Raw genomic sequence first — 19,513 nt, 5'->3', positions numbered from 1 at the left:
TTTCTATGTTTATTGAAATATATTCTTAATGAAATCTGTTCCGTAAGGTGGTACGTGCATTATTTTTAATAATATGCCAATGCTTACAACGAATAAAAGTAACGCAATACTGGACCACATATATGTAATGGTGTTCTTCATTTAAGAGCTTTCTCCTTATGTTAATTTAATTAGGAGGATTGTAGACAAACCTAGTTGAATAAAAAGTTTGAGAACCTGTTTGTTTAGTTCGTGCAGAATCTGAATATGAAATTACAGTTTTTCTCGTTGACATGTAACCGTCACCATCATCTTTTACTTGCATATGTGTTTTATAGTAAACAGTTGTTGGTTTTTGGTAAAATGTAGAGAATATAGCTGCTGCTCCTGCAGTCGCTGCCATTCCTGCAACTTTACTATCAAGATACTTATATACAGCAAGTCCAGCCGCAAAGGAGGCGGTAAATCTAGTTGTTAGCTCTGAGACAATATCGTAGGAATGGCTAGTAGATGTAAATGAACCAACATAAGTATATGTTGTAGCCATTCCACCTTCACCTACTACTACTTCATCAGGCGGAGGAAGATCTGGATCTGTAACAAAACTTATTGGCATATTTGTTACTTCAAGTGGATTAGAAAACGGTGCCTGATATTCTTCACTTAATTGAGAACTTGTGTTTTCAGAACTTGTGTTTTCCTCTGCATGTGCAGGAATGGTAGCTAACAAAGTAGATGCGGCTAGAGATAAAGCAGAAACCTTCAATAACTTTTTCATCATTTCATATCCCCCTTCAAGTGGTATAATAGGATTATACACCCAATTCAGAAAATTCTATATAGTTTTTATGGAAAAAGTTGTATAATTTTGACAAATATATGAAATCATTTATCTATAAGGAGGTTTATATTATGAAATTTGTAAGGAAATATTTTATAGTGTTACTATTAATTGTTGAGGCAATTATCCTAAATGTAATTGATAGTTACAATGGAAGCTATTTACTAAAATCTACAATTTTAATTATTTCTAGTGCTGTAATTGTTGTAATTATGTATAAAAAAACAAAAAATGATAAACCTAGTTTTCTTTATAGTTTAGCGGGGATTGCAATGTTTACTGCAGGATGTCTTTATTATGGTACAAAGTAGAAATAACAAAAGAGGAGAGCTAACGAGCTCTCCGTTTTTTATTTGTGCGCCCAGCATGTGCATAATCTATAGGGTGCAAGTCCCGAATCACGAAGGCAGAAGAAAAAAATTCTTTTAGAAGTCTAAATGTAGTGAAGTTAATCACTATTCAAAAAAATAAATCCAATGTGAAATTAAAAATTTAATCATCATTTTAGGGGAACTTCACTAATGTGAGGTTCCTTTTTTCATTTCTTAGATAACTAAGTGCAATCCTGTAATAAACAAGCGGTGACAGTCTTGATGCAAAAAGAAAATAAATTAATTCATAAAAAAAAATCATACTACTTAAGTTGCTCTACAGCTTATTTTCTTATTTGCCTGTCTTTTTTTAGTCATCGAATTTAAGCAAATAGTATCGTTACTATTTTGAAATCATGATCATAGACCATTGATAAATTTAGATATTGAGAAAGATCGTTGGGAGACGGAAGGCTGGGCAAGTTACTGGCACATCCGAATCATGCGAGAACTAAACCTCGACTCAAATGAAGCAATCGAATACGCAAAGCTTAACGCAGGAGTAGTTCAGCCATCCAAAACAAGCATTAACCCGTATTATTTAGGAGTTAGAATGTTTGAAGATATTGAAGAGCGATATAATAATCCAACAAAAGAAATGAGAGAGCTAGGTGTGAAACCTGGTAGCGGAAGAGAAAAAATGTTTGAAGTTCGTGAGTTAGAGTCTGATAGTTCATTTATTCGAAACTACTTAACGAAAGATCTTGTCATGCGAGAAGATATGTATTTATTCCAACGCCAAGGTAAGGAATATAAGGTCACTGATAAAGCATGGGAAAATGTAAGAGATCAACTGGTAGTTAGTCGGGTAAATGGCGGATTCCCATACATCGTTGTACAAGAAGGCGATTATTTAAAAAATGGTGAGCTTTATTTGAAGCATTCCTATGAAAATATGGAACTTGATGTGAAGTATGTTGAGAAGGTAGTGCCATATATTCATCAGTTGTGGGGTAGAGGGGTTCATTTGGAGACGAATATTGAGAATAAGTCTGTTTTGTTTAGTTATGATGGGAAGAATATTCATCGGAAGTATATTTGAGAACGCCTTTTAAAGGCGTTTTTTTTATAAGGAAAATTTGTGGTGGTACCATACGATTGTATTAAATGATTATTTGTATAAGCCTTTTTAATATTCATCTGAAAATTTATTTTGAATATTAGTGTTACGATATTTCACTAAAATGAAAAAAATATGATAATATTGTAATATTTTTCTAATTTAATTATAATGAAAAAGATTATACAGAAATGGTTCCATTTTGGAAATAAGAAGGATTAGTGAAAAAATTAGGTTGGTAGCAAACGATTATAGCGTAATATTACAACATGCAAAAGTACTTACTCCTTATTGGACAACTGTCAAAGATGAGAGAAATGTTAAGTTTTAATGAAAAGAAATATGGGTGAGTTGATGAAAAAAAAATTTACGATAATATCAATAGTTACTATTTTAATTATTATTGGATTCTCATGCTTTAAGTTGTTTTTTAATGATAAAGATCAGAACAAAAATTTAAAATATAAAATAGCTGATGCTACTACTGATTATTTTGGTAATGGCAGGTACCAAATAATGCAGTTCGATGCCAATGGAGACTACTATGTAAGGGATATGAAAAGTTCGTTTCAACTTTTCGTTGGTAATATTAAATCTTATAAAAAAATAGGTCATAAAGTATATTTTATCCATAAAGAAGGTTATACAATTTTAGATTATAAGAATAATAGTATGAAGCAATATTTAGATACTAGTAAATATATAGCTTCTGAGAAGGACTTTTATGAAGACATGCTCAGAGGAGTAAATAAAAGTATTTTTGGTGAAAAGTGGCTTCTTTTAAAAGGATATGAGGATTTTACGCCAAAAGAAAAAGAAGTATTTAATAATATAATACGTAAAAATAATTAGTTTGAAAAATAAAGAATAAAATTCCTAAGTCCAACTTGATTCACGAGGTTTACTTTTATTCACATAATAAGCCACATTTTTAAACAAATATTTTCTGATAAAAAGAACAGAGTTTTTTTATCAATTTTACGTCGAATATACTGGGTTATAACCTTTCTTTTACTAAAAAATATGAAGAATAGATTAAAAGGGAGATGTTCAAAAATGAAAATGAAGAAATGGATGATAATACTTACTTTTTGGACAACCTTATTGATTAGTGGATGCTCAAACTTTTCAGAAACTGATGTTGAAAAACCAATAAAAAAGTATTTAAAAGAAAATTATGGGTTTAATGGAAATATAAAAATTCTTTCTACAACCGATGATTCGCTAAATGAATTACCACACGATACTTACATACAGATTTTACATCCTTACCTTTCTTTTATACGTTAGAAGTTGAAGAAGAGGGAAGTGATGATGTTTATTTACAATTTTTTAAAGGAGCCTACATAGAGCAAAATCCAAATGTTATTAAATTCTCTAATCAATTAATTAAAAAGTATGGTTTAGTTAAAATATCTGACGACACCTATGATCAACAAAAACAAAACTATTTCTATTATTTAAATATAAATATAGATTATGATCAAGAACAAAAGCTAATAGAAGATTTTAAAAAGACTCAAAAAATTAATACAAATGAAATTATTCCTAATGTAATACAAAACGATCCGAATTCGAATGATATAAATGCGAATTACATTGGTGTAATCAACTTTAATTATCAGTTTGATCTAAGTAAAAATAAAAATAAAATACCTAATGTGAAAGAACTTTTTAATGAGTACAAAGAACATAAGGTATTAAATAAAGGGAAATACGGTATTACATTATATAAAATGGATACATCGGGTAAAGCTGAGTTATCAGATTCTACACATAGTCAAATACTTTTTTCAGTAGACGCTAAAGGAAAGTATTCAATAATTCCTAGCACTGATAATTACCCAGATTAATAATAATCGACTGTTTTGTCGATTTTTTTTATGCTCTTAATAGCGTTTAATAAAAAATTACAGTTTTTTGAACCTTTTGATTGATTAATACTTTTTAGTGCCGATAAATATGAAATCATTTCATTTTTTATATGTAGAGAAATTTGAAATCTTTAGAAGACACAAGGCTGGGCAAGTTATTGGCATATAAGAATTATGCGAGATTTAAACCTTGATTCAAATGAAGCAATTGAATACGCAAAGCTTAATGCAGGAGTAGTTCAACCTTCTAAAACAAGTATAAATCCATATTATTTAGGTTAGGTCTAAGAATGTTTGAAGATATTGAAGAGCGATACAATCATCCAACAAAAGAAATGCGTGAGTTAGGTGTTAAATCTGGCAGCGGGCGAGAAAAAATGTTTGAAGTACGAGAGTTAGAGTCCGATAGTTCATTTATACGAAACTACTTAACGAAAGATCTTGTCATGCGAGAAGATATGTATTTTTTCCAGCGACAAGGTAAGGAATATAAAGTTACGGATAAAACTTGGGAAAATGTAAGAGATCAACTTGTTGTTAGTAGGGTAAATGGTGGTTTCCCATATATCGTGGTTCAAGAGGGCGATTATTTAAAAAATGGTGAGCTTTATTTGAAGCATTCCTATGAAAATATGGAACTAGATGTGAAGTATGTTGAAAAGGTAATGCCTTATATTCATCAGTTGTGGGGTAGAGGGGTTCATTTAGAGACGAATATTGAGAATAAGTCTGTTTTATTTAGTTATGATGGGAAAAATATTCATCGGAAGTATATTTAGACCACCTCATTAGAGGTGGTATTTTTTTTCACCACATACAAAACCGAAGTCATGGTAGATCTGTATGTAGTGCCTCAATAAACCGTTCAGCACTTTTAGACAGTTGGCGATCCTTTAGCCAGATAACTGCAGAATCCGATTGGATGGTGATGTCCAGTATGTCTATAACTTTTATGTGCGAATTTGAGATAAAAGATACCATGCTCTTTGGAAGAATGGATGCTCCAATTCCAGCAATTAATAGAGACGTAAGTATAGCTGCGTTAGGACATTCAAATACGAAATTTGGTTCAAATCCAAATCGCCTGCATTCATCTATAATAATTTCTTGGTAGTCTAGTTCTTTGCCTCTACTAAAAGACAGAAGAGGAATATTTGCTATCTCTTGCATATGAACCGTAGTTTTTGATGTCAACATATTCCAGTGAGCAGGAATTACTAAGACGAATGGTTCTGTCGGTAATTTAATCTTAGAGAATTTGTCCATTTTGAGTGGTAAACGTACTAGTGCAAATTCAATATTTCTATTTTCTAGGTTTTCGATTAAGTTAAGTGGATTTACTTCCTGTAATTGAAAGGAAACAAGTGGATAGTTTTCACGAAAATAACGAATTTTTTTAGGTAAATAGTTCATACAAGATATAAAGGTACCGATTGAAAGTTCTCCGCGTAAGCCTTCTCCCGTCTCCTTTATTTCCTTTACTGTTTCATCCAATTGTTGTAAAAGGCTTTGAGCCTTTTTAAATAATAGTTTGCCAGACTTTGTTAACTCCATTCTTCGTCCATGTCGTTCCATTAAAGTTACTCCAAGTTCTTCTTCTAAAAGGATAAGTTGTCGACTGAGTGGAGGTTGCGCCATATGTAGTCTTTTTGCGGCACGAGTGAGTTGCTCTTCCTCGGCGATGGTTACAAAATAGCGAAGTTGTTTAAGATCCATTTTTGAATTTCCTCCTTTTTGTACTATACCAAAATTGTATAGCAAACTAACAAATTAAGTAATATTTTATATAGTAGAATGTGTGTTACGATATGTCTAGGTTAACCTTCTGTAAATTTTACTAGTTTCAATAATCTGATTTTTCCGAAATTAATTTTTAGAAAAGTTACACACTTTATTACCAATTTGTCAGACATAAACTTTTCAAGCTGAAAAAGATTGGGATGTTTATGAAAAACTGCTGGAAAAGATCGTATTCAAGAACTAAATAACAGACTAAAAGGAGAAGTTTTAGATGAAGGTAGTTGTAACAGATATGGCGTTTGATGCTTATGAAGAAGAAAAGACAATCCTTGAAGAAAATGGGATCGAATTAATCATTACAGATAATCAGTCAGAAGATGCTATTATTGAAGCTGCCAAAGATGCAGATGGTTTATTAAATGCAAACGTACAAATTACAGAAAAGATTATTGAATCATTGCCTAATCTAAAAGTGATAAGTCGTTATGGAATTGGCTATGACACGATTGATGTAAAAGCAGCCACTTCTAATAAAATTTATGTGACAAATGTACCGGATTATTGCGTTGATGAAGTGTCAGATCACGCACTCACACTTATCTTAACATCTTGTAGAAAAATTGTACCAATGAACGATCAACTAAAAAAACGGAATCGATTAAATGCATTTGACTTGGCTCCAATTCGTCGTTTTAATAGTCAGACGGTAGGGCTCGTAAGTTTCGGAAATATAGCTAAAAAACTTTGTAAAAAATTACAGTCAATTGGGTTTAACGTTATTGCATACGACCCATTTTGCGGTATAAAAGAAGAAAAAGATTACGGAATTCAGTTAGTGCCGTTGGAGGAATTATTACGTAATTCGGATATTATTAGCATTCATTCTCCACTCGTAAAAGATACCTATCATTTGATAGGTGAAGAAGCTCTGAAACTAGTCAAAAAAAATCTATTTATTGTCAATACAAGTAGAGGTCCTGTAATTAATGAAAAAGCTCTTATTAAAGCATTACAAGAGAAAAGAATTGCCGGAGCAGCACTAGATGTTTTTGAAATAGAACCGATTGATCCCAATAATCCTTTATTAAATTTAGATAACGTTATCCTCACACCACACGCTGCATACTATTCCGACGAATCATGTAGTGAATTAAAGTCGAAAGCAGCCAAAAATATTGTAAACGTTTTAAAAGGTGGTGTTCCTGAATATTGGGTTAATCATTTTTAAATATAGTAGGTTATGTAAAAAGGATAGGATAGATTTTTAATAGAGATTAATAGATAATTTTTAAATTGTACTTGAAGGTATTATAAACTAGTTCTCAGACTTGAAGTTAGACTAAAAATCATAGTGTTTTTTTAAGAATATACTTTATTCCTAGTTTTAAAAGGACTTCATATTGCTTTGCAAAAAAAGGAGGAATGTTAATGGAAAGTGTCAATAATTCATTGGAAAAGCAAACTATTAAAAAAGTCACTAGGCGAATAATTCCTTTTGTTTTTATTCTGTATATCATTGCATTTCTGGACAGAGCAAATATCGGCTACGCTGCATTACAGATGAACAAGGACCTGGGACTAACCCCCGAAATATTTGGACTTGTTAGCGGCATTTTTTTTATTGGTTATTTTATCTTTGAAGTTCCAAGTAATATTTTGCTACATCGAGTTGGGGCACGAAAATGGATTGCTAGAATACTAGTCACCTGGGGAATTGTTGGTGCACTGACTGGATTTGCACAAAATATAGGTCATTTGTATATATTACGTTTTCTACTAGGTGTTGCTGAAGCTGGATTTTTTCCTGGAATCATCTTGTATCTTACATATTGGTTTAGAGGTAAGGAGTTGGCACGAACGATTGCTCTGTTTATGACAGCAATAACTGTTTCCTATGTAATAGGGGCTCCCTTATCTGCATGGATTTTGGATCATATCCATTGGTTGAACATGGACGGTTGGCGTTGGGTGTTTATTTTTGAAGGGTTACCGGCAGTGGTATTAGGTTTTGTTACGTATTTTTATTTGACTGATCGACCTGAAGATGCAAAATGGCTAACACAGGAAGAGAAGACATGGTTAATAAATGAGTTGCAAAAGGAACAAGTTGATAAAAAAGCGAAGAGCCAGCACTCAATGAAAAAGGTTATGAAAAACCCAAAGGTCTGGTATTTCTCCTTAATTTACTTTTTGTATATTACGGGAGGCTATGGAATAGGTTACTTTATGCCACAAATTATCCAAGGATTGTCTAATAAGTTGAGTAATTTCCAAGTAGGATTGATTACTATGATTCCTTATATTGCAGCTGCCATTGCAATGAATATTTGGTCACGTCGTTCTGATCGAACAGGAGAGAGTTTTCTTCACGCAGCATTCCCTCTAATCCTTGCATTTCTTGGATTGATTGGCTTAGGATATTTCTCTAATCCATTCGTGGCTATAGGCATGATTGTTATCGCCACTGCGAGTATGTACAGTTTTTCAGGTCCTTTTTGGAGCTTACCTCCGCAATATCTAAAAGGTTCAGCTGCAGCTGTTGGTCTTGCCCTTGTTAATTCGTTTGGAAATTTGGGAGGGTTTTTAGGTCCATATATGATGGGGTCGTTGAAAGAACTTACAGGAAGTGCAACTATTGGATTATATGTGCTAAGTGGATGTATGTTGTGTGCGTCCTTGCTTTTACTTGTTATGCGTAAGCGTATTGCGACAAATAAGAGGGCCCAAAACGAAATACACAATGAATATATTTTATAAATTAGGGGAATTTTTGAATGGAAAAAAGAAAAGGTTGTTGCCGCAACCTTTTCTTTTAACGTAATGGCAGTTTAGTTGAATTGAATAAAGATAATAACAACAGATGTAGAAATAAATAGAAATTACTATTATGATTGCTTAATTGAAGGAAATAACTTCATTTTAGATATTCCAGCCTTTTTCAAAAGCGTAAAATTCTAATATTTTTTTGTATTTTTCACCATATCTCTCCACAAGTTCAGAGTGAAAATCTTTTTCAATATGTTGCATGATTAGATCATGGTAAAAAGCAGTTTTTAACATTCCAACTACTGATGGGTGGTCAGTCTCTAAAGCAGTGAGTTTTGTTGAATTTCCAAATCCACCAATTAAAGCTTTTTTTGAATCGCATAAAATCGAAAAATTTCTTAAATTAGAAATACTCCAATCTTCACTTCGAATATGGACAAAAATGTTCTTAAGCGATGTTTGACATTCTCCAATTGTAATAAGTATCACATTGACACCTCTACTTTCAGCATCAAGTAAGTCCTCTTCAACCCAATGTAAATCTTCTGACCATATGTCTAATACAATGAAATCTTTTGCGTTGGCAATTATTCGACGAATAGTTGTACTAAGTTGCTTATCTCCTTGCCAATTATAAAAAGAAGGAGCAATTATAGTTGGAGACTTTAATTGGTTTACTAATACTTTTGTTACTTGTTCAAATTCTGTTTGTAAATGTTTCGTTAATTGTTCTATGGGAACAGCATCGTATCTAGCTGGATCTCCTTCTATGCATCGACAAGCACCCTTGTCCGTTAATGATCTCAAAGCAGAATAAACATTAGTACGTGAAACTGACACTCTTTTAGCTACTTCATAACCTGATATTCCAGGCTCTTCATGTAATGCCAAATAGCAACGTGCTTCAAGGTCAGATAATCCTATTTTTTTTAAAAGTTCAACCATATGTACCTCCTTTTACAATTATTATATTTATTTTTTTGTTGTTAATTGTAGATGAGTATATATAAATACTACTAGATTGAACAAAATAATCAAGCTATACAGCAATTCATAATTTTAAAATTTTTAATCTGTTTATGAATGATACTTGATTGAATAAATATGTTTGATATATAGTAGTACCGAAAAATACTTCTATTTTAAAATTTAATATTGATAATATTCTGAAAAATAATTATAATAATTTAACAAGAGTAGTATCATAGAATACTACTTAATTTATTGAGATGGTTTTTAATTTGTTTTACAAATTAAGAAAAAGGAGGCGAGATGTAAGTTCAATAATTTATATTAAACATTAGTTATCCAAAAAAGTGGAGGCGTTCACATGATAGTTGATAATCGGATTGGAAAAACAAAAAAGATACGTTTGACTTATGGTGAGGATCAGTGGCAATACGGAGAATTACGTATCCCTGATGGCCCAGGACCACATCCAGTAGTTGTTGTTATTCATGGAGGATTTTGGAAATCGATATTTGCGGTAGATTTAATGGATGCCGTTGCAGAAGACCTTACAAAACGTGGACTAGCAACTTGGAATATTGAATATAGAAGGGTAGGTAACATTGGAGGTGCTTATCCTGGCACCTTGAATGATGTTGCCAATGCTACAGACTTTTTAGTAACAATAGCGGAACAATATTCTTTAGATTTAACAAAAGTGGTTGCAATGGGTCACTCAGCTGGAGGTCAGCTTGCTTTCTGGTTAGCGGGCCGTAATCGTCTACAAGAAGATAGTATATTAAAAACGTCCAGTGACCCTCTATTACCTAAAGGTGTAGTCAGTTTAGGTGGCATAATTCACTTAGAACTTATGAATAACTTGATCAATTACAAACAACAAATGGTAAAAAATATGAAAATTGATAACCCAGTAACTGACTTTGTAGGTGGTACGCCAAATGAAGTACCTGAAAGATATGCTGAAGTTTCACCAGTTCGATTGCTTCCGTTAAATATTCCCCAAATATTGATTCATGGTGATTTAGATGTAAATGTTCCAGTAAAATTAAGTGCCATATATAAAGAACTTGCCGAAAAAGCAGGTGATCAAGTTAAGATGATTACGTTTCCTAATGTAGAACACTTTGAAATTATTGATCCAGATTCAAAGGTATGGGATAGCATTGTTAATGAGGTTAGGAATTTATTGAAAGATTAAAAAATATGAAAAGCCAATAAAGGAAGGGGAGTAAAAATAGATGTCAAATGCAGTAAGGAAATTATGGGGATATAAATACGTTATACTGTTTATCGTTTGGCTACTATATATAATCAATTACTTTGATCGTGTGGCTGTGTTAACTTTCTTACCATTCATACAAAAAGATATGCATCTAACGCCGGTTCAAGTTGGACAAATTGCTTCTGCGTTCTTTTTCGCGTATGCGGTCGGTCAGGTTACTTCTGGATTTTTAGCGGATAAATTCGGACCTAAAAAGGTCATGAATGTTGCCATAATTGTTTTTACTTTAGTAAGTGTAGTTACTGGATTTGTCAAAAGTTTTACCCAGTTTATTGCTTTACGAATAGGTTTAGGGTTCGGAGAAGCACATCATTTTCCACCTTCGGCCAAAGCAATTAGTAATTGGTTCCCATATTCAGAACGCGGTAAAGCACTTTCAATTTTTAATACTTCCAATTACGTTGGATTAGCACTTGTACCTATTATCCTAACTAATCTCTCCGCTTCTTTATTTGACGGGCAGTGGAGACCGGTATTTTTCACATTAGCTATTCCTGGTGCAATTGGTATCTTACTACTTTGGTTGTTCTTTAAAGATACACCAGAAGAAATGTATAAAAAAGGCAGAATAAGTAAAAGTGAATTAGAATTTATAAATTTGAATAAAGCTTCAACTATACAAGTATCCACGAAAGAAAAAGTTAATCACAAAATTTACTTGAAAGATAGCACCTTCTATGTGATCTGCTTGATTATGTTTTGTCAAATCGGTATTCTTTGGGGCTTCACAACTTGGCTTAGCACTTTCTTAGTCCAACAACAGAACTTTAATATTAAGGAAATGGGATTTGTCTCAGCATTACCTCCAATAATTAGTATCATCAGTATTTTAATGGGAGGTTGGTTGATGGATAAATTTAACAAAATGAAACCAATAGCTCTAGTCGCTTATATTGGATGTATTCCTGTGCTTTGGATGCTCGGATCAGTTAATAAGGGAAATACACCTATGCTAATAACTTTACTATTGGCTTCAGGATTTTTTGTAGCATTTAACTCCGGTTCTCTTACAGCTGCACTTCAAAAAAGATACCCTAGTGAAGTGGTCGGTAGTGTAACGGGAATAGTTAATGGTTGTGGCCAGTTAGGGGCATTTGTAACCCCGTTAGTAGCTGGTTATCTAATAACAGTTCGTACAGGTGGAAGTTTTGATTTCACTAAAGTATTTATATTTTTCTCAGTACTTGCAGCGATAGCAGCAGTAAGTGCTCTTTTCCTAAAAGAAAAACCAGTCCAAACCAATGAAATAGTTAAAAACGCTGTAAATAATCAGATTGTATGAAAGAAATTTTAGATTAAAGCCTCATACCAAAAAAATAAATGGCTAAAGTAGAGGTGCAAAATTCCATTATGCAATTAATTAATGAAGGAATCGAAAAAATGAATGGATATGGCATTTATCAAGTAACAATTCCACTACCTTTTTGGAATGATAATGTTCATTGTTACTTAGCACGTAGAGAAGGAAAGTGGACAATAATCGATACGGCAATGAATCGCAATGAAACACGCATGACCTGGGAAGCTGCGTTTAATAAATACAGTGTTGAACCACTTCGAGATGTTGAGCGTATCTTGATAACCCATCATCACCCTGATCATTTTGAATATGCAAGAGAATTACAACAGCAGACTGGAGCGAATGTTTTTCTAAGTGAGAAAGAACAAGCAGTCTCACAGAATAATCTTGATGCCGAATCATTTTCAAGATTTTATTTATCAGCAGGCATGCCGCAGGAGCTAGTAAAGCAATTACAACCTGTGAACACAACAGCTAATAGATTTCTGAAAAATGTGTGTACCATAGAAACAAATAGGCTTTATCCAATTGGTGAGCTTCTTTTTGAAGCTATACAAATGCCTGGTCATTCGGATGGGCACATCTGTTTTTATAATAGTGAAGAACAGATTCTTCTTTCAGGAGATCATTTGACTAGAGAAACTATTCCTTATATCTCATATCATGGCTACGGAAATGAAAATCCATTAAGTATGTATCTTGGGACATTAAAAACGATGCAATTAATGGAAATTTCATTAGTTCTACCAGGACATGGTCCCATTTTTATGGATGCACAAGAGCGAATTAACGAATTACTACATCATTATGAAGAACGAATTGGTTTCGTACTCGAGCAGATTACAGGAGAGATGAGTGCATACCAAGTATCAAATACTTTATTTCCAATTGGTTCAAGTGTACTAGAAAAGTGGATTGCACTAGGAGAGACTAATGCCTATATAAGTTATTTAGTTGCAAAAGGTGAAATATGTGAGTATAAAGATGGGCTTCAAAATAAATACGTAAGAATTTAAGAGATATATGGTTACACCATATATCTCTTAAATTAAGAAGAACATTTAAGATCTTTGAGAGAACCAAGGCTGGGCAAGTTATTGGCATATAAGAATTATGCGTGAACTAAATCTCGATTCAAACGAAGCAATCGAATACGCAAAGCTTAATGCAGGAGTAGTTCAGCCATCTAAAACAAGCATCAACCCGTATTACCTAGGATTAAGAATGTTTGAAGATATTGAAGAGCGATATAATAATCCAACTAAAGAAATGCGTGAGCTAGGGGTAAAACCTGGCAGCGGTCGAGAAAAAATGTTTGAAGTACGAGAATTAGAATCTGATAGTTCATTTATCAGAAACTACTTAACTAAAGATCTCGTCATGCGTGAAGATATGTATTTATTCCAGCGACAAGGTAAGGAATATAAAGTCACTGATAATGCATGGGAAAATGTTAGAGACCAACTTGTAGTTAGTATGGTAAATGGAGGATTTCCATATATCGTTGTACAAGAGGGAGATTATTTAAAAAATGGAGAGCTTTATTTGAAGCATTCCTATGAAAATATGGAACTTGATGTGAAGTATGTTGAGAAGGTTATGCCTTATATTCATCAGTTGTGGGGTAGAGGAGTTCATTTGGAGACGAATATTGAGAATAAGTCTGTTTTATTTAGTTATGATGGGAAGAATATTCATCGGAAGTATATTTAGACCACCTTTTTAGGGTGGTTTTTTTCTTTAAAACTAATTCTTTGTTCTTTATCAGTTTCAGGCATATTTCATATCTATAGCTTGAAAATACAACTAATAACTTTTACGAACATCATACATATACCCTTAGAGTTCTATAATCAACGAGAAATCTTAGAATTGGCATATAGTGGAATAGTTTTCCTATGAAAAAATATTTACATTTTACAATATTCAGAGTATTATAAAGTTTATCTTACATACAACTTACATGTAAGTTGCATGTAAATTAGGGAGGGATTTTTTTGAAGGGAAAAACACTTCAAGAAACAGCGTATCAAGAAATTAAAAACAAAATTATAAGGGGAGATTTTTTAGAAAGCGGTTTCACTTCCCAAAATCAGTTAGCGTCTGAGCTTGGAATAAGTAGAACACCGATAATGGCTGCTTTACAAAGATTGCAAAATGAAGGGTTTGTAAAAATTATTTCAAACCATGGCATTCAAATTTTAGGACTGAATGTACGTGAGATAGAAGAAATGTATGAACTGCGATTGGCGTTAGAAACTTTTATCATACCAAAAATAGTTAAATCGATAACTGCGGAACAAATTGAGATACTTGAGGAATTCATTCAAGAACAGAAAAAGTGTGTTGAAAACAATGATCTGATTGAATTTTTGAAATTGGACTCTGCCTTTCATTTACAACTTACTGAAGTTTATGGAAACTCTTTATTTATTCAAACACTTTCTAATATTCGAGAAAGATTATTTAGTAATCCATATTATTTTCGTAGAAAAGATTATCAAATTTCTAGATATATAAAGGAGCATGAACAAATAATTGAGGCAATTAAATCAAAAGACATTAACCAAGTGATTAAAGAGTTAGAATCACATATTAATGGATAGATTTTGAATAGTTGGTGGTTTTCAATAGAATGCGTTAACCTTGGAGGAAATTATGAAGAATAAAACTTTAACCGACAGTATTATTATTGGGTTTGCCACATTTGCAATATTCTTTGGAGCAGGAAATCTTATTTTCCCCCCTTATATTGGTTTTACTTCAGGAACAGAATGGGTTCCAGCGTTACTTGGTATGACAATTACAGGTGTAATTTTACCAGTATTAGGAATTGTAGCTGTATCTGCCAGCGGAGAAACATTCGCTGACTTAACTAAGCCAATAGCACCTTGGTTTTATAAAGTATTTTGTACACTAATCATGATCGTCATTGGAACTTTCATCAATGTTCCGCGAACTGCTGGAACTAGTTTTGAAGTTGCTATTCAACCATTTTTCCCTAATTTTCCAACAGTCTTGTTCAGCGTTATTTTCTTTGCAATTGTGTTTTTAGTTTCTGCTAACAAGGGAAAGGTTATTGATACCATTGGAAAATTTTTCACTCCTTTTAAATTAGGATTGTTGCTGGTTATCGTTGTAGTTGCCATTTTTTCTCCTATTGGGAAACCAGTTTCAACTAATTTATCGAAACCATTTTTGAATGCCTTTGTTCAATCCTATCAAACAGCTGATGTATTGACTGGATTGCTCATTTCAAATATTATCATTGCAACGATCCGTGCCAAAGGATACGCTGGAAAAGAATTAAAGAAAGTCACAATCTATGTTTCGGCCATTGCTGGTCTTGGTCTTTTCGTAATTTATGGAGGATTGCTCTATCTTGGATCAAGCGGTAGCCAAGTAATATCAAACAATAATATTGAAAGAACTACTTTGTTAGTAGATTTGATGAATAAATTGATGGGGCAAGGCGGCGTGACACTACTTGCACTATGTGTTTTACTAGCTTGCTTGGTGACAGCAATCGGATTAACAAGTGCGACTAGTGACTTCTTGACAGACCTAACAAAGAATAAAATTAATTATCCTACTTGGGTGGCTCTTAATGCAATAATAAGTGCCATTTTTTCAAATGTTAAAGTGGATGTAATTATTTCAGCTGCTGCACCTATCTTCCTTGCTTTGTACCCAATTTCGATTACACTCGTTATTTTAGGATTGTGTAGTAAATATATACCAAATAGAGGGTCTTATATTGGAACAGCATGTTTTACATTCGTCTTTAGTTTAAATGACGCTTTTAATGCAATGGGGATTAAATCAGATGCCTTTAACTCATTAGTGACAAAGATACCATTCAGTTCTCAAGGTTTCACATGGTTGATACCGGCTATTGTAGGTTTTATTGCGGGAACGATTACTTACAAAATATTCATAAAAAAGCCTAGCAATACTATTGCAGCTTAACTTACACGAATTGAAAGAAGGAAGTTTTATGAAAAAACCTATTATCGGAATTTCTTGTAGCTTTAGTCCAAATGGTCAGATTGGAGTTGTGTCTCACCTTGGTGCTCCAAGCCAGGAATGGCAACTTCTTGCAGACGACTACATTCAAGCAATTGAGAAAGCTGGAGGGATTCCAGTAATTTTGCCAGTCGTTGAAAACCCAGAAACAATCCTTCCGATTCTAGGGAAGTTAGATGGAATTATTTTTACTGGTGGAAATGATGTGAGCCCACTTTGTTATAACGAGATACCTTCAAGTGCTGTTGGAGAGGTTTCTGTGAAAAGAGACAATGCAGATTTGGTACTAATCAAATCTGCATTGGAGAACCATCAAATTCCGATATTAGGGATTTGCAGAGGTTGCCAAATGCTGAATGTGGTTCTTGGTGGCACATTACATCAAGATCTTGCTAAAGATGGTGTCACAAAGAATGAGCACTTTTTATTATCATACCCTATCGAAAATATTTCTCAAGTAGCAAATATTGAGACAAACAGTAGACTGGCAAAAATTTTCAGAAGTAAGAGTATAGGTATCAATAGTTTCCATCATCAAGCAGTTAAAGATTTAGGAAAAAATTTAGTAGTAGCCGCAAAAGCCGAAGATGGTGTCATTGAGGCTATTGAAATTCCAGGTGAGAGATTTATAGTTGGTGTCCAATGGCACCCTGAGATGATGCAGAGAAACAAAGTAAATCACTCTGTCTTTTTTGAAAGTTTTATTAAGGAATGCGCCCTTAATTAATTATTAATGTACACTTGCTACATAGTGAAAAAATGTAGAATCAGGAATATAAGAATCTTAATCAAAAAGAAGATCTTTGAGAGAAACAAGGCTGGGCAAATTACTGGCATATAAGAATTATGCGTGAACTAAACCTTGATTCAAATGAAGCAATTGAATACGCAAAGCTTAATGCAGGAGTAGTTCAACCATCGAAAACAAGCATCAACCCATACTATTTAGGACTAAGAATGTTTGAAGATATTGAAGAGCGATATAATAATCCGACAAAAGAAATGAGAGAATTGTGTGTTAAACCAGGCAGCGGAAGAGAAAAAATGTTTGAAGTACGAGAATTAGAGTCTGATAGTTCATTTATTCGAAACTACCTAACTAAAGATCTTGTCATGCGTGAAGATATGTATTTATTCCAGAGACAAGGGAAGGAATATAAAGTCACTGATAAAGCATGGGGAAATGTAAGAGATCAACTGGTAGTTAGTCGGGTAAATGGCGGATTCCCATACATCGTTGTACAAGAAGGCGATTATTTAAAAAATGGAGAGCTTTATTTGAAGCATTCCTATGAAAATATGGAACTTGATGTGAAGTATGTTGAGAAGGTAGTGCCATATATTCATCAGTTGTGGGGTAGAGGGGTTCATTTGGAGACGAATATTGAGAATAAGTCTGTTTTGTTTAGTTATGATGGGAAGAATATTCATCGGAAGTATATTTAGGACCACCTTTAAAGGTGGTTTTTTTATGAATTGCTTTCTAATTTTAGCCAATATACAACTAAAATTTTGAAACAAAATGGTCGACTTAATGAACTTTACTTCATTTCTGATCGTCTTTGTTCGTTAACAAACACTAATAAAAATAAAAAAATATCAAAAAAACCTTAATGGTTTATTAAGGAAACCGAAAGGAAGAAACTTTACTTATTGGAAAACTATAGTAGTTTTTATAATGATTTCCAATTATAATAGAATTCGTTCTTAATTAAGAACAAATATAAGATTTCAACTGAATGAATCCTTCAAATAGTACAAAAATAACTATTATACTTCAGAAGAACTAGGGATTGGGAGGATTTGTATATATACCAAAGTAATGAATCAAGACGAGAAACGAATTTATGATTTAATTCGATTTGCTTGGATATGGAGGAAATAGTATGTTTTTTACAAAAAAAAATACATTACTAGCTCATAAATAAACATAACTTCTTAAAGAGTATTAGAGGTACGTGTACTAGATTCTAATATCCTATTTATTTGAAACTACTTAGCAAAAATAGCTGGTCATATGTAAAAATACATATTTATTGAGTGGCAAGGTATGGGATATAAAACTTACAGATACACAGTGTGTAGAAGTTCAGATTGAGTTAAAATGGTACAGCCAACTTTTTTATTTAAAGATTCAGGAACAAATTTATGGACTATATTTAGGATTATCTTATTAGTGATTTTTTATTGAGACGCTTAAAAAGTGCAACGTGTAATATTGCATCTAAAAGGTTCTGTCTACATGTCCAACTTTCGACACGCAATAAGAATTAAATGTCGACGAAACTTAGTTGTTCATGCCTATTATGAAATGTTAATATTAACGTTAGCGTTATAAAATTTACATAATATTTACAATAATTTAAATATTTTTACAAAAATGGGAGGAAATTGGAAGTTGTCGATCGTAACTTTGTGTAATGGCGTAAATTATGACCTATCCTTAATAGGTTCGAAGGCTATGAATCTTTCAAAAATGGCAATATTGTTTGATCATATTCCTGACGGGTTTATACTGACAGGAGAAGTCTTTAAGGCATTTTTATCGATTAATAACATTGAGACCACAAATAATGAGAGGATTCAATCAGAAATTTTACAAGGTGAATTCCCCGATCAAATGAAAAGGTATATTCTTATGAATTTTGAGGGATTAAAAAGTAATACGGATACATACGCAGTTGCAGTGCGTTCCTCCTCAGCATTAGAAGATCTTCGTGGAGCCTCTTTTGCAGGGCAATATGAAACTATTTTAAATGTTAGAAGTGAGGAAGAGTTATTACATAGTATCAAGCGTTGCTGGGCATCGTATTTTTCTACTTATGTTCAGGAATATGCGAAGAAAAATCAGATTTCATTATCAGATGTCAAGATGGGTGTATTAGTACAGGGAATGGTAGATGCAGATGTGGCTGGTGTAATTTTCAGTATGAATCCTGTGACATTTAATAAACAAGAAATCATTATTAACGCAAGCTATGGCTTAGGAGAATCTGTGGTAGATGGATTGGTTACTCCAGATCTATTTGTTCTTAATAAAGAATCTGAATTGATAATAAAAGAGCTGGGGCTTAAAGAGATACAAGTCATACCTTTGGAAACTGGGATGGAAAAGGCTGAAGTTCCTCCTTCATTGCAGGAAGTATTTTGTTTGGAGGATGAAAAAATTATGGCCTTAATGGACATCACAAAAAAAATAGAAAACTACTATCAACATCCAGTAGATATTGAGTTTGCTATAAAAAATGATCAATTATATATATTGCAAGTTAGACCGATTACGACTTTGAAGGGGGAAAATTAAG

Annotated in this window: 16 protein-coding genes and 4 pseudogenes; 16 read left to right on the top strand and 4 right to left on the bottom strand. The window is 32.9% G+C overall.

Annotated features, from left to right (window positions below):
• Positions 1-9: 9 nt before the first annotated feature.
• Positions 10-141, bottom strand: a complete 132-nt coding sequence (locus ACFVR2_RS17590; RefSeq protein ID WP_387364436.1) for a hypothetical protein — start codon at positions 139-141, stop codon at positions 10-12.
• Positions 142-166: 25 nt separating this feature from the next.
• Positions 167-760, bottom strand: coding sequence for a hypothetical protein (locus ACFVR2_RS17585; RefSeq protein WP_387364433.1), 594 nt, complete (start codon positions 758-760; stop codon positions 167-169).
• A gap of 131 nt (positions 761-891) precedes the next feature.
• Here ACFVR2_RS17585 and ACFVR2_RS17580 point away from each other — a divergent pair, with 131 nt between their 5' ends.
• From ACFVR2_RS17580 to ACFVR2_RS17560, 5 genes and pseudogenes are all read left to right on the top strand, one after another.
• Positions 892-1,131, top strand: coding sequence for a hypothetical protein (locus ACFVR2_RS17580; RefSeq protein ID WP_387364430.1), 240 nt, complete (start codon positions 892-894; stop codon positions 1,129-1,131).
• Between the two features lie 469 nt (positions 1,132-1,600).
• Positions 1,601-2,233: pseudogene (locus ACFVR2_RS17575) on the top strand (SpoVR family protein); the annotation flags it as partial.
• A gap of 372 nt (positions 2,234-2,605) precedes the next feature.
• Entirely contained in the window at positions 2,606-3,103 is a 498-nt protein-coding gene (locus tag ACFVR2_RS17570; protein WP_387364427.1) for a hypothetical protein, read from the top strand.
• A gap of 204 nt (positions 3,104-3,307) precedes the next feature.
• Positions 3,308-3,541, top strand: coding sequence for a hypothetical protein (locus ACFVR2_RS17565; protein ID WP_387364424.1), 234 nt, complete (start codon positions 3,308-3,310; stop codon positions 3,539-3,541).
• Positions 3,542-4,266: 725 nt separating this feature from the next.
• Positions 4,267-4,904, top strand: a pseudogene (locus ACFVR2_RS17560) (SpoVR family protein); the annotation flags it as partial.
• 49 nt (positions 4,905-4,953) lie between these two features.
• On the opposite strand, the gene ACFVR2_RS17555 reads toward ACFVR2_RS17560, so the two are convergent.
• Positions 4,954-5,841: a LysR family transcriptional regulator gene (locus ACFVR2_RS17555; RefSeq protein ID WP_387364421.1), complete on the bottom strand. Its 888-nt coding sequence runs from the start codon at positions 5,839-5,841 to the stop codon at positions 4,954-4,956.
• Positions 5,842-6,136: 295 nt separating this feature from the next.
• Here ACFVR2_RS17555 and ACFVR2_RS17550 point away from each other — a divergent pair, with 295 nt between their 5' ends.
• Positions 6,137-7,093 (top strand): C-terminal binding protein, encoded by a 957-nt coding sequence (locus ACFVR2_RS17550; RefSeq protein ID WP_387364418.1) that lies wholly within the window; start codon positions 6,137-6,139, stop codon positions 7,091-7,093.
• Between the two features lie 200 nt (positions 7,094-7,293).
• Positions 7,294-8,622 (top strand): MFS transporter, encoded by a 1,329-nt coding sequence (locus ACFVR2_RS17545; RefSeq protein ID WP_387364415.1) that lies wholly within the window; start codon positions 7,294-7,296, stop codon positions 8,620-8,622.
• A gap of 162 nt (positions 8,623-8,784) precedes the next feature.
• Here ACFVR2_RS17545 and ACFVR2_RS17540 read toward each other — a convergent pair whose 3' ends face one another.
• A complete protein-coding gene (locus ACFVR2_RS17540) occupies positions 8,785-9,576 on the bottom strand; it encodes a TrmB family transcriptional regulator (RefSeq protein ID WP_387364412.1) in 792 nt (263 codons plus the stop codon).
• 385 nt (positions 9,577-9,961) lie between these two features.
• Here ACFVR2_RS17540 and ACFVR2_RS17535 point away from each other — a divergent pair, with 385 nt between their 5' ends.
• The 9 genes and pseudogenes from ACFVR2_RS17535 (at position 9,962) to ACFVR2_RS17495 (ending at position 19,512) form a co-directional block, all read left to right on the top strand.
• Positions 9,962-10,798, top strand: a complete 837-nt coding sequence (locus ACFVR2_RS17535; RefSeq protein ID WP_387364410.1) for an alpha/beta hydrolase family protein — start codon at positions 9,962-9,964, stop codon at positions 10,796-10,798.
• Between the two features lie 40 nt (positions 10,799-10,838).
• Positions 10,839-12,164, top strand: a complete 1,326-nt coding sequence (locus ACFVR2_RS17530; protein WP_387364407.1) for an MFS transporter — start codon at positions 10,839-10,841, stop codon at positions 12,162-12,164.
• Between the two features lie 68 nt (positions 12,165-12,232).
• Positions 12,233-13,198, top strand: a complete 966-nt coding sequence (locus ACFVR2_RS17525) for an MBL fold metallo-hydrolase (RefSeq protein WP_387364404.1) — start codon at positions 12,233-12,235, stop codon at positions 13,196-13,198.
• Positions 13,199-13,259: 61 nt separating this feature from the next.
• A pseudogene (locus ACFVR2_RS17520) lies at positions 13,260-13,895 on the top strand (SpoVR family protein); the annotation flags it as partial.
• Positions 13,896-14,179: 284 nt separating this feature from the next.
• Complete coding sequence (locus ACFVR2_RS17515; RefSeq protein WP_387364401.1) at positions 14,180-14,788, top strand: GntR family transcriptional regulator; 609 nt, start codon at positions 14,180-14,182, stop codon at positions 14,786-14,788.
• A 52-nt stretch (positions 14,789-14,840) separates the two neighbouring features.
• Positions 14,841-16,151: a branched-chain amino acid transport system II carrier protein gene (gene brnQ / locus ACFVR2_RS17510; RefSeq protein WP_387364398.1), complete on the top strand. Its 1,311-nt coding sequence runs from the start codon at positions 14,841-14,843 to the stop codon at positions 16,149-16,151.
• Positions 16,152-16,179: 28 nt separating this feature from the next.
• Positions 16,180-16,935 (top strand): gamma-glutamyl-gamma-aminobutyrate hydrolase family protein, encoded by a 756-nt coding sequence (locus ACFVR2_RS17505; RefSeq protein WP_387364395.1) that lies wholly within the window; start codon positions 16,180-16,182, stop codon positions 16,933-16,935.
• Between the two features lie 86 nt (positions 16,936-17,021).
• Positions 17,022-17,654: pseudogene (locus ACFVR2_RS17500) on the top strand (SpoVR family protein); the annotation flags it as partial.
• Between the two features lie 952 nt (positions 17,655-18,606).
• Positions 18,607-19,512: a PEP/pyruvate-binding domain-containing protein gene (locus ACFVR2_RS17495; RefSeq protein ID WP_387364392.1), complete on the top strand. Its 906-nt coding sequence runs from the start codon at positions 18,607-18,609 to the stop codon at positions 19,510-19,512.
• Position 19,513 lies beyond the last annotated feature (1 nt).

Origin of the sequence: Gottfriedia sp. NPDC057991 (assembly GCF_042886615.1) — a bacterium.
In the GTDB taxonomy this organism is placed as follows: domain Bacteria; phylum Bacillota; class Bacilli; order Bacillales; family Bacillaceae_G; genus Gottfriedia.
Note: the sequence above shows the minus strand (reverse complement) of the source record. Positions and strands in the feature narration are given on the sequence as shown.

Bases quoted from the DNA above. Each gene is read 5' to 3' on its own strand.
- ACFVR2_RS17590 (WP_387364436.1), bottom strand. From the start codon at position 141: ATGAAGAACACCATTACATATATGTGGTCCAGTATTGCGTTACTTTTA.
- ACFVR2_RS17585 (WP_387364433.1), bottom strand. From the start codon at position 760: ATGATGAAAAAGTTATTGAAGGTTTCTGCTTTATCTCTAGCCGCATCT.
- ACFVR2_RS17580 (WP_387364430.1), top strand. From the start codon at position 892: ATGAAATTTGTAAGGAAATATTTTATAGTGTTACTATTAATTGTTGAG.
- ACFVR2_RS17570 (WP_387364427.1), top strand. From the start codon at position 2,606: ATGAAAAAAAAATTTACGATAATATCAATAGTTACTATTTTAATTATT.
- ACFVR2_RS17565 (WP_387364424.1), top strand. From the start codon at position 3,308: ATGAAAATGAAGAAATGGATGATAATACTTACTTTTTGGACAACCTTA.
- ACFVR2_RS17555 (WP_387364421.1), bottom strand. From the start codon at position 5,841: ATGGATCTTAAACAACTTCGCTATTTTGTAACCATCGCCGAGGAAGAG.
- ACFVR2_RS17550 (WP_387364418.1), top strand. From the start codon at position 6,137: ATGAAGGTAGTTGTAACAGATATGGCGTTTGATGCTTATGAAGAAGAA.
- ACFVR2_RS17545 (WP_387364415.1), top strand. From the start codon at position 7,294: ATGGAAAGTGTCAATAATTCATTGGAAAAGCAAACTATTAAAAAAGTC.
- ACFVR2_RS17540 (WP_387364412.1), bottom strand. From the start codon at position 9,576: ATGGTTGAACTTTTAAAAAAAATAGGATTATCTGACCTTGAAGCACGT.
- ACFVR2_RS17535 (WP_387364410.1), top strand. From the start codon at position 9,962: ATGATAGTTGATAATCGGATTGGAAAAACAAAAAAGATACGTTTGACT.
- ACFVR2_RS17530 (WP_387364407.1), top strand. From the start codon at position 10,839: ATGTCAAATGCAGTAAGGAAATTATGGGGATATAAATACGTTATACTG.
- ACFVR2_RS17525 (WP_387364404.1), top strand. From the start codon at position 12,233: ATGCAATTAATTAATGAAGGAATCGAAAAAATGAATGGATATGGCATT.
- brnQ (WP_387364398.1), top strand. From the start codon at position 14,841: ATGAAGAATAAAACTTTAACCGACAGTATTATTATTGGGTTTGCCACA.
- ACFVR2_RS17505 (WP_387364395.1), top strand. From the start codon at position 16,180: ATGAAAAAACCTATTATCGGAATTTCTTGTAGCTTTAGTCCAAATGGT.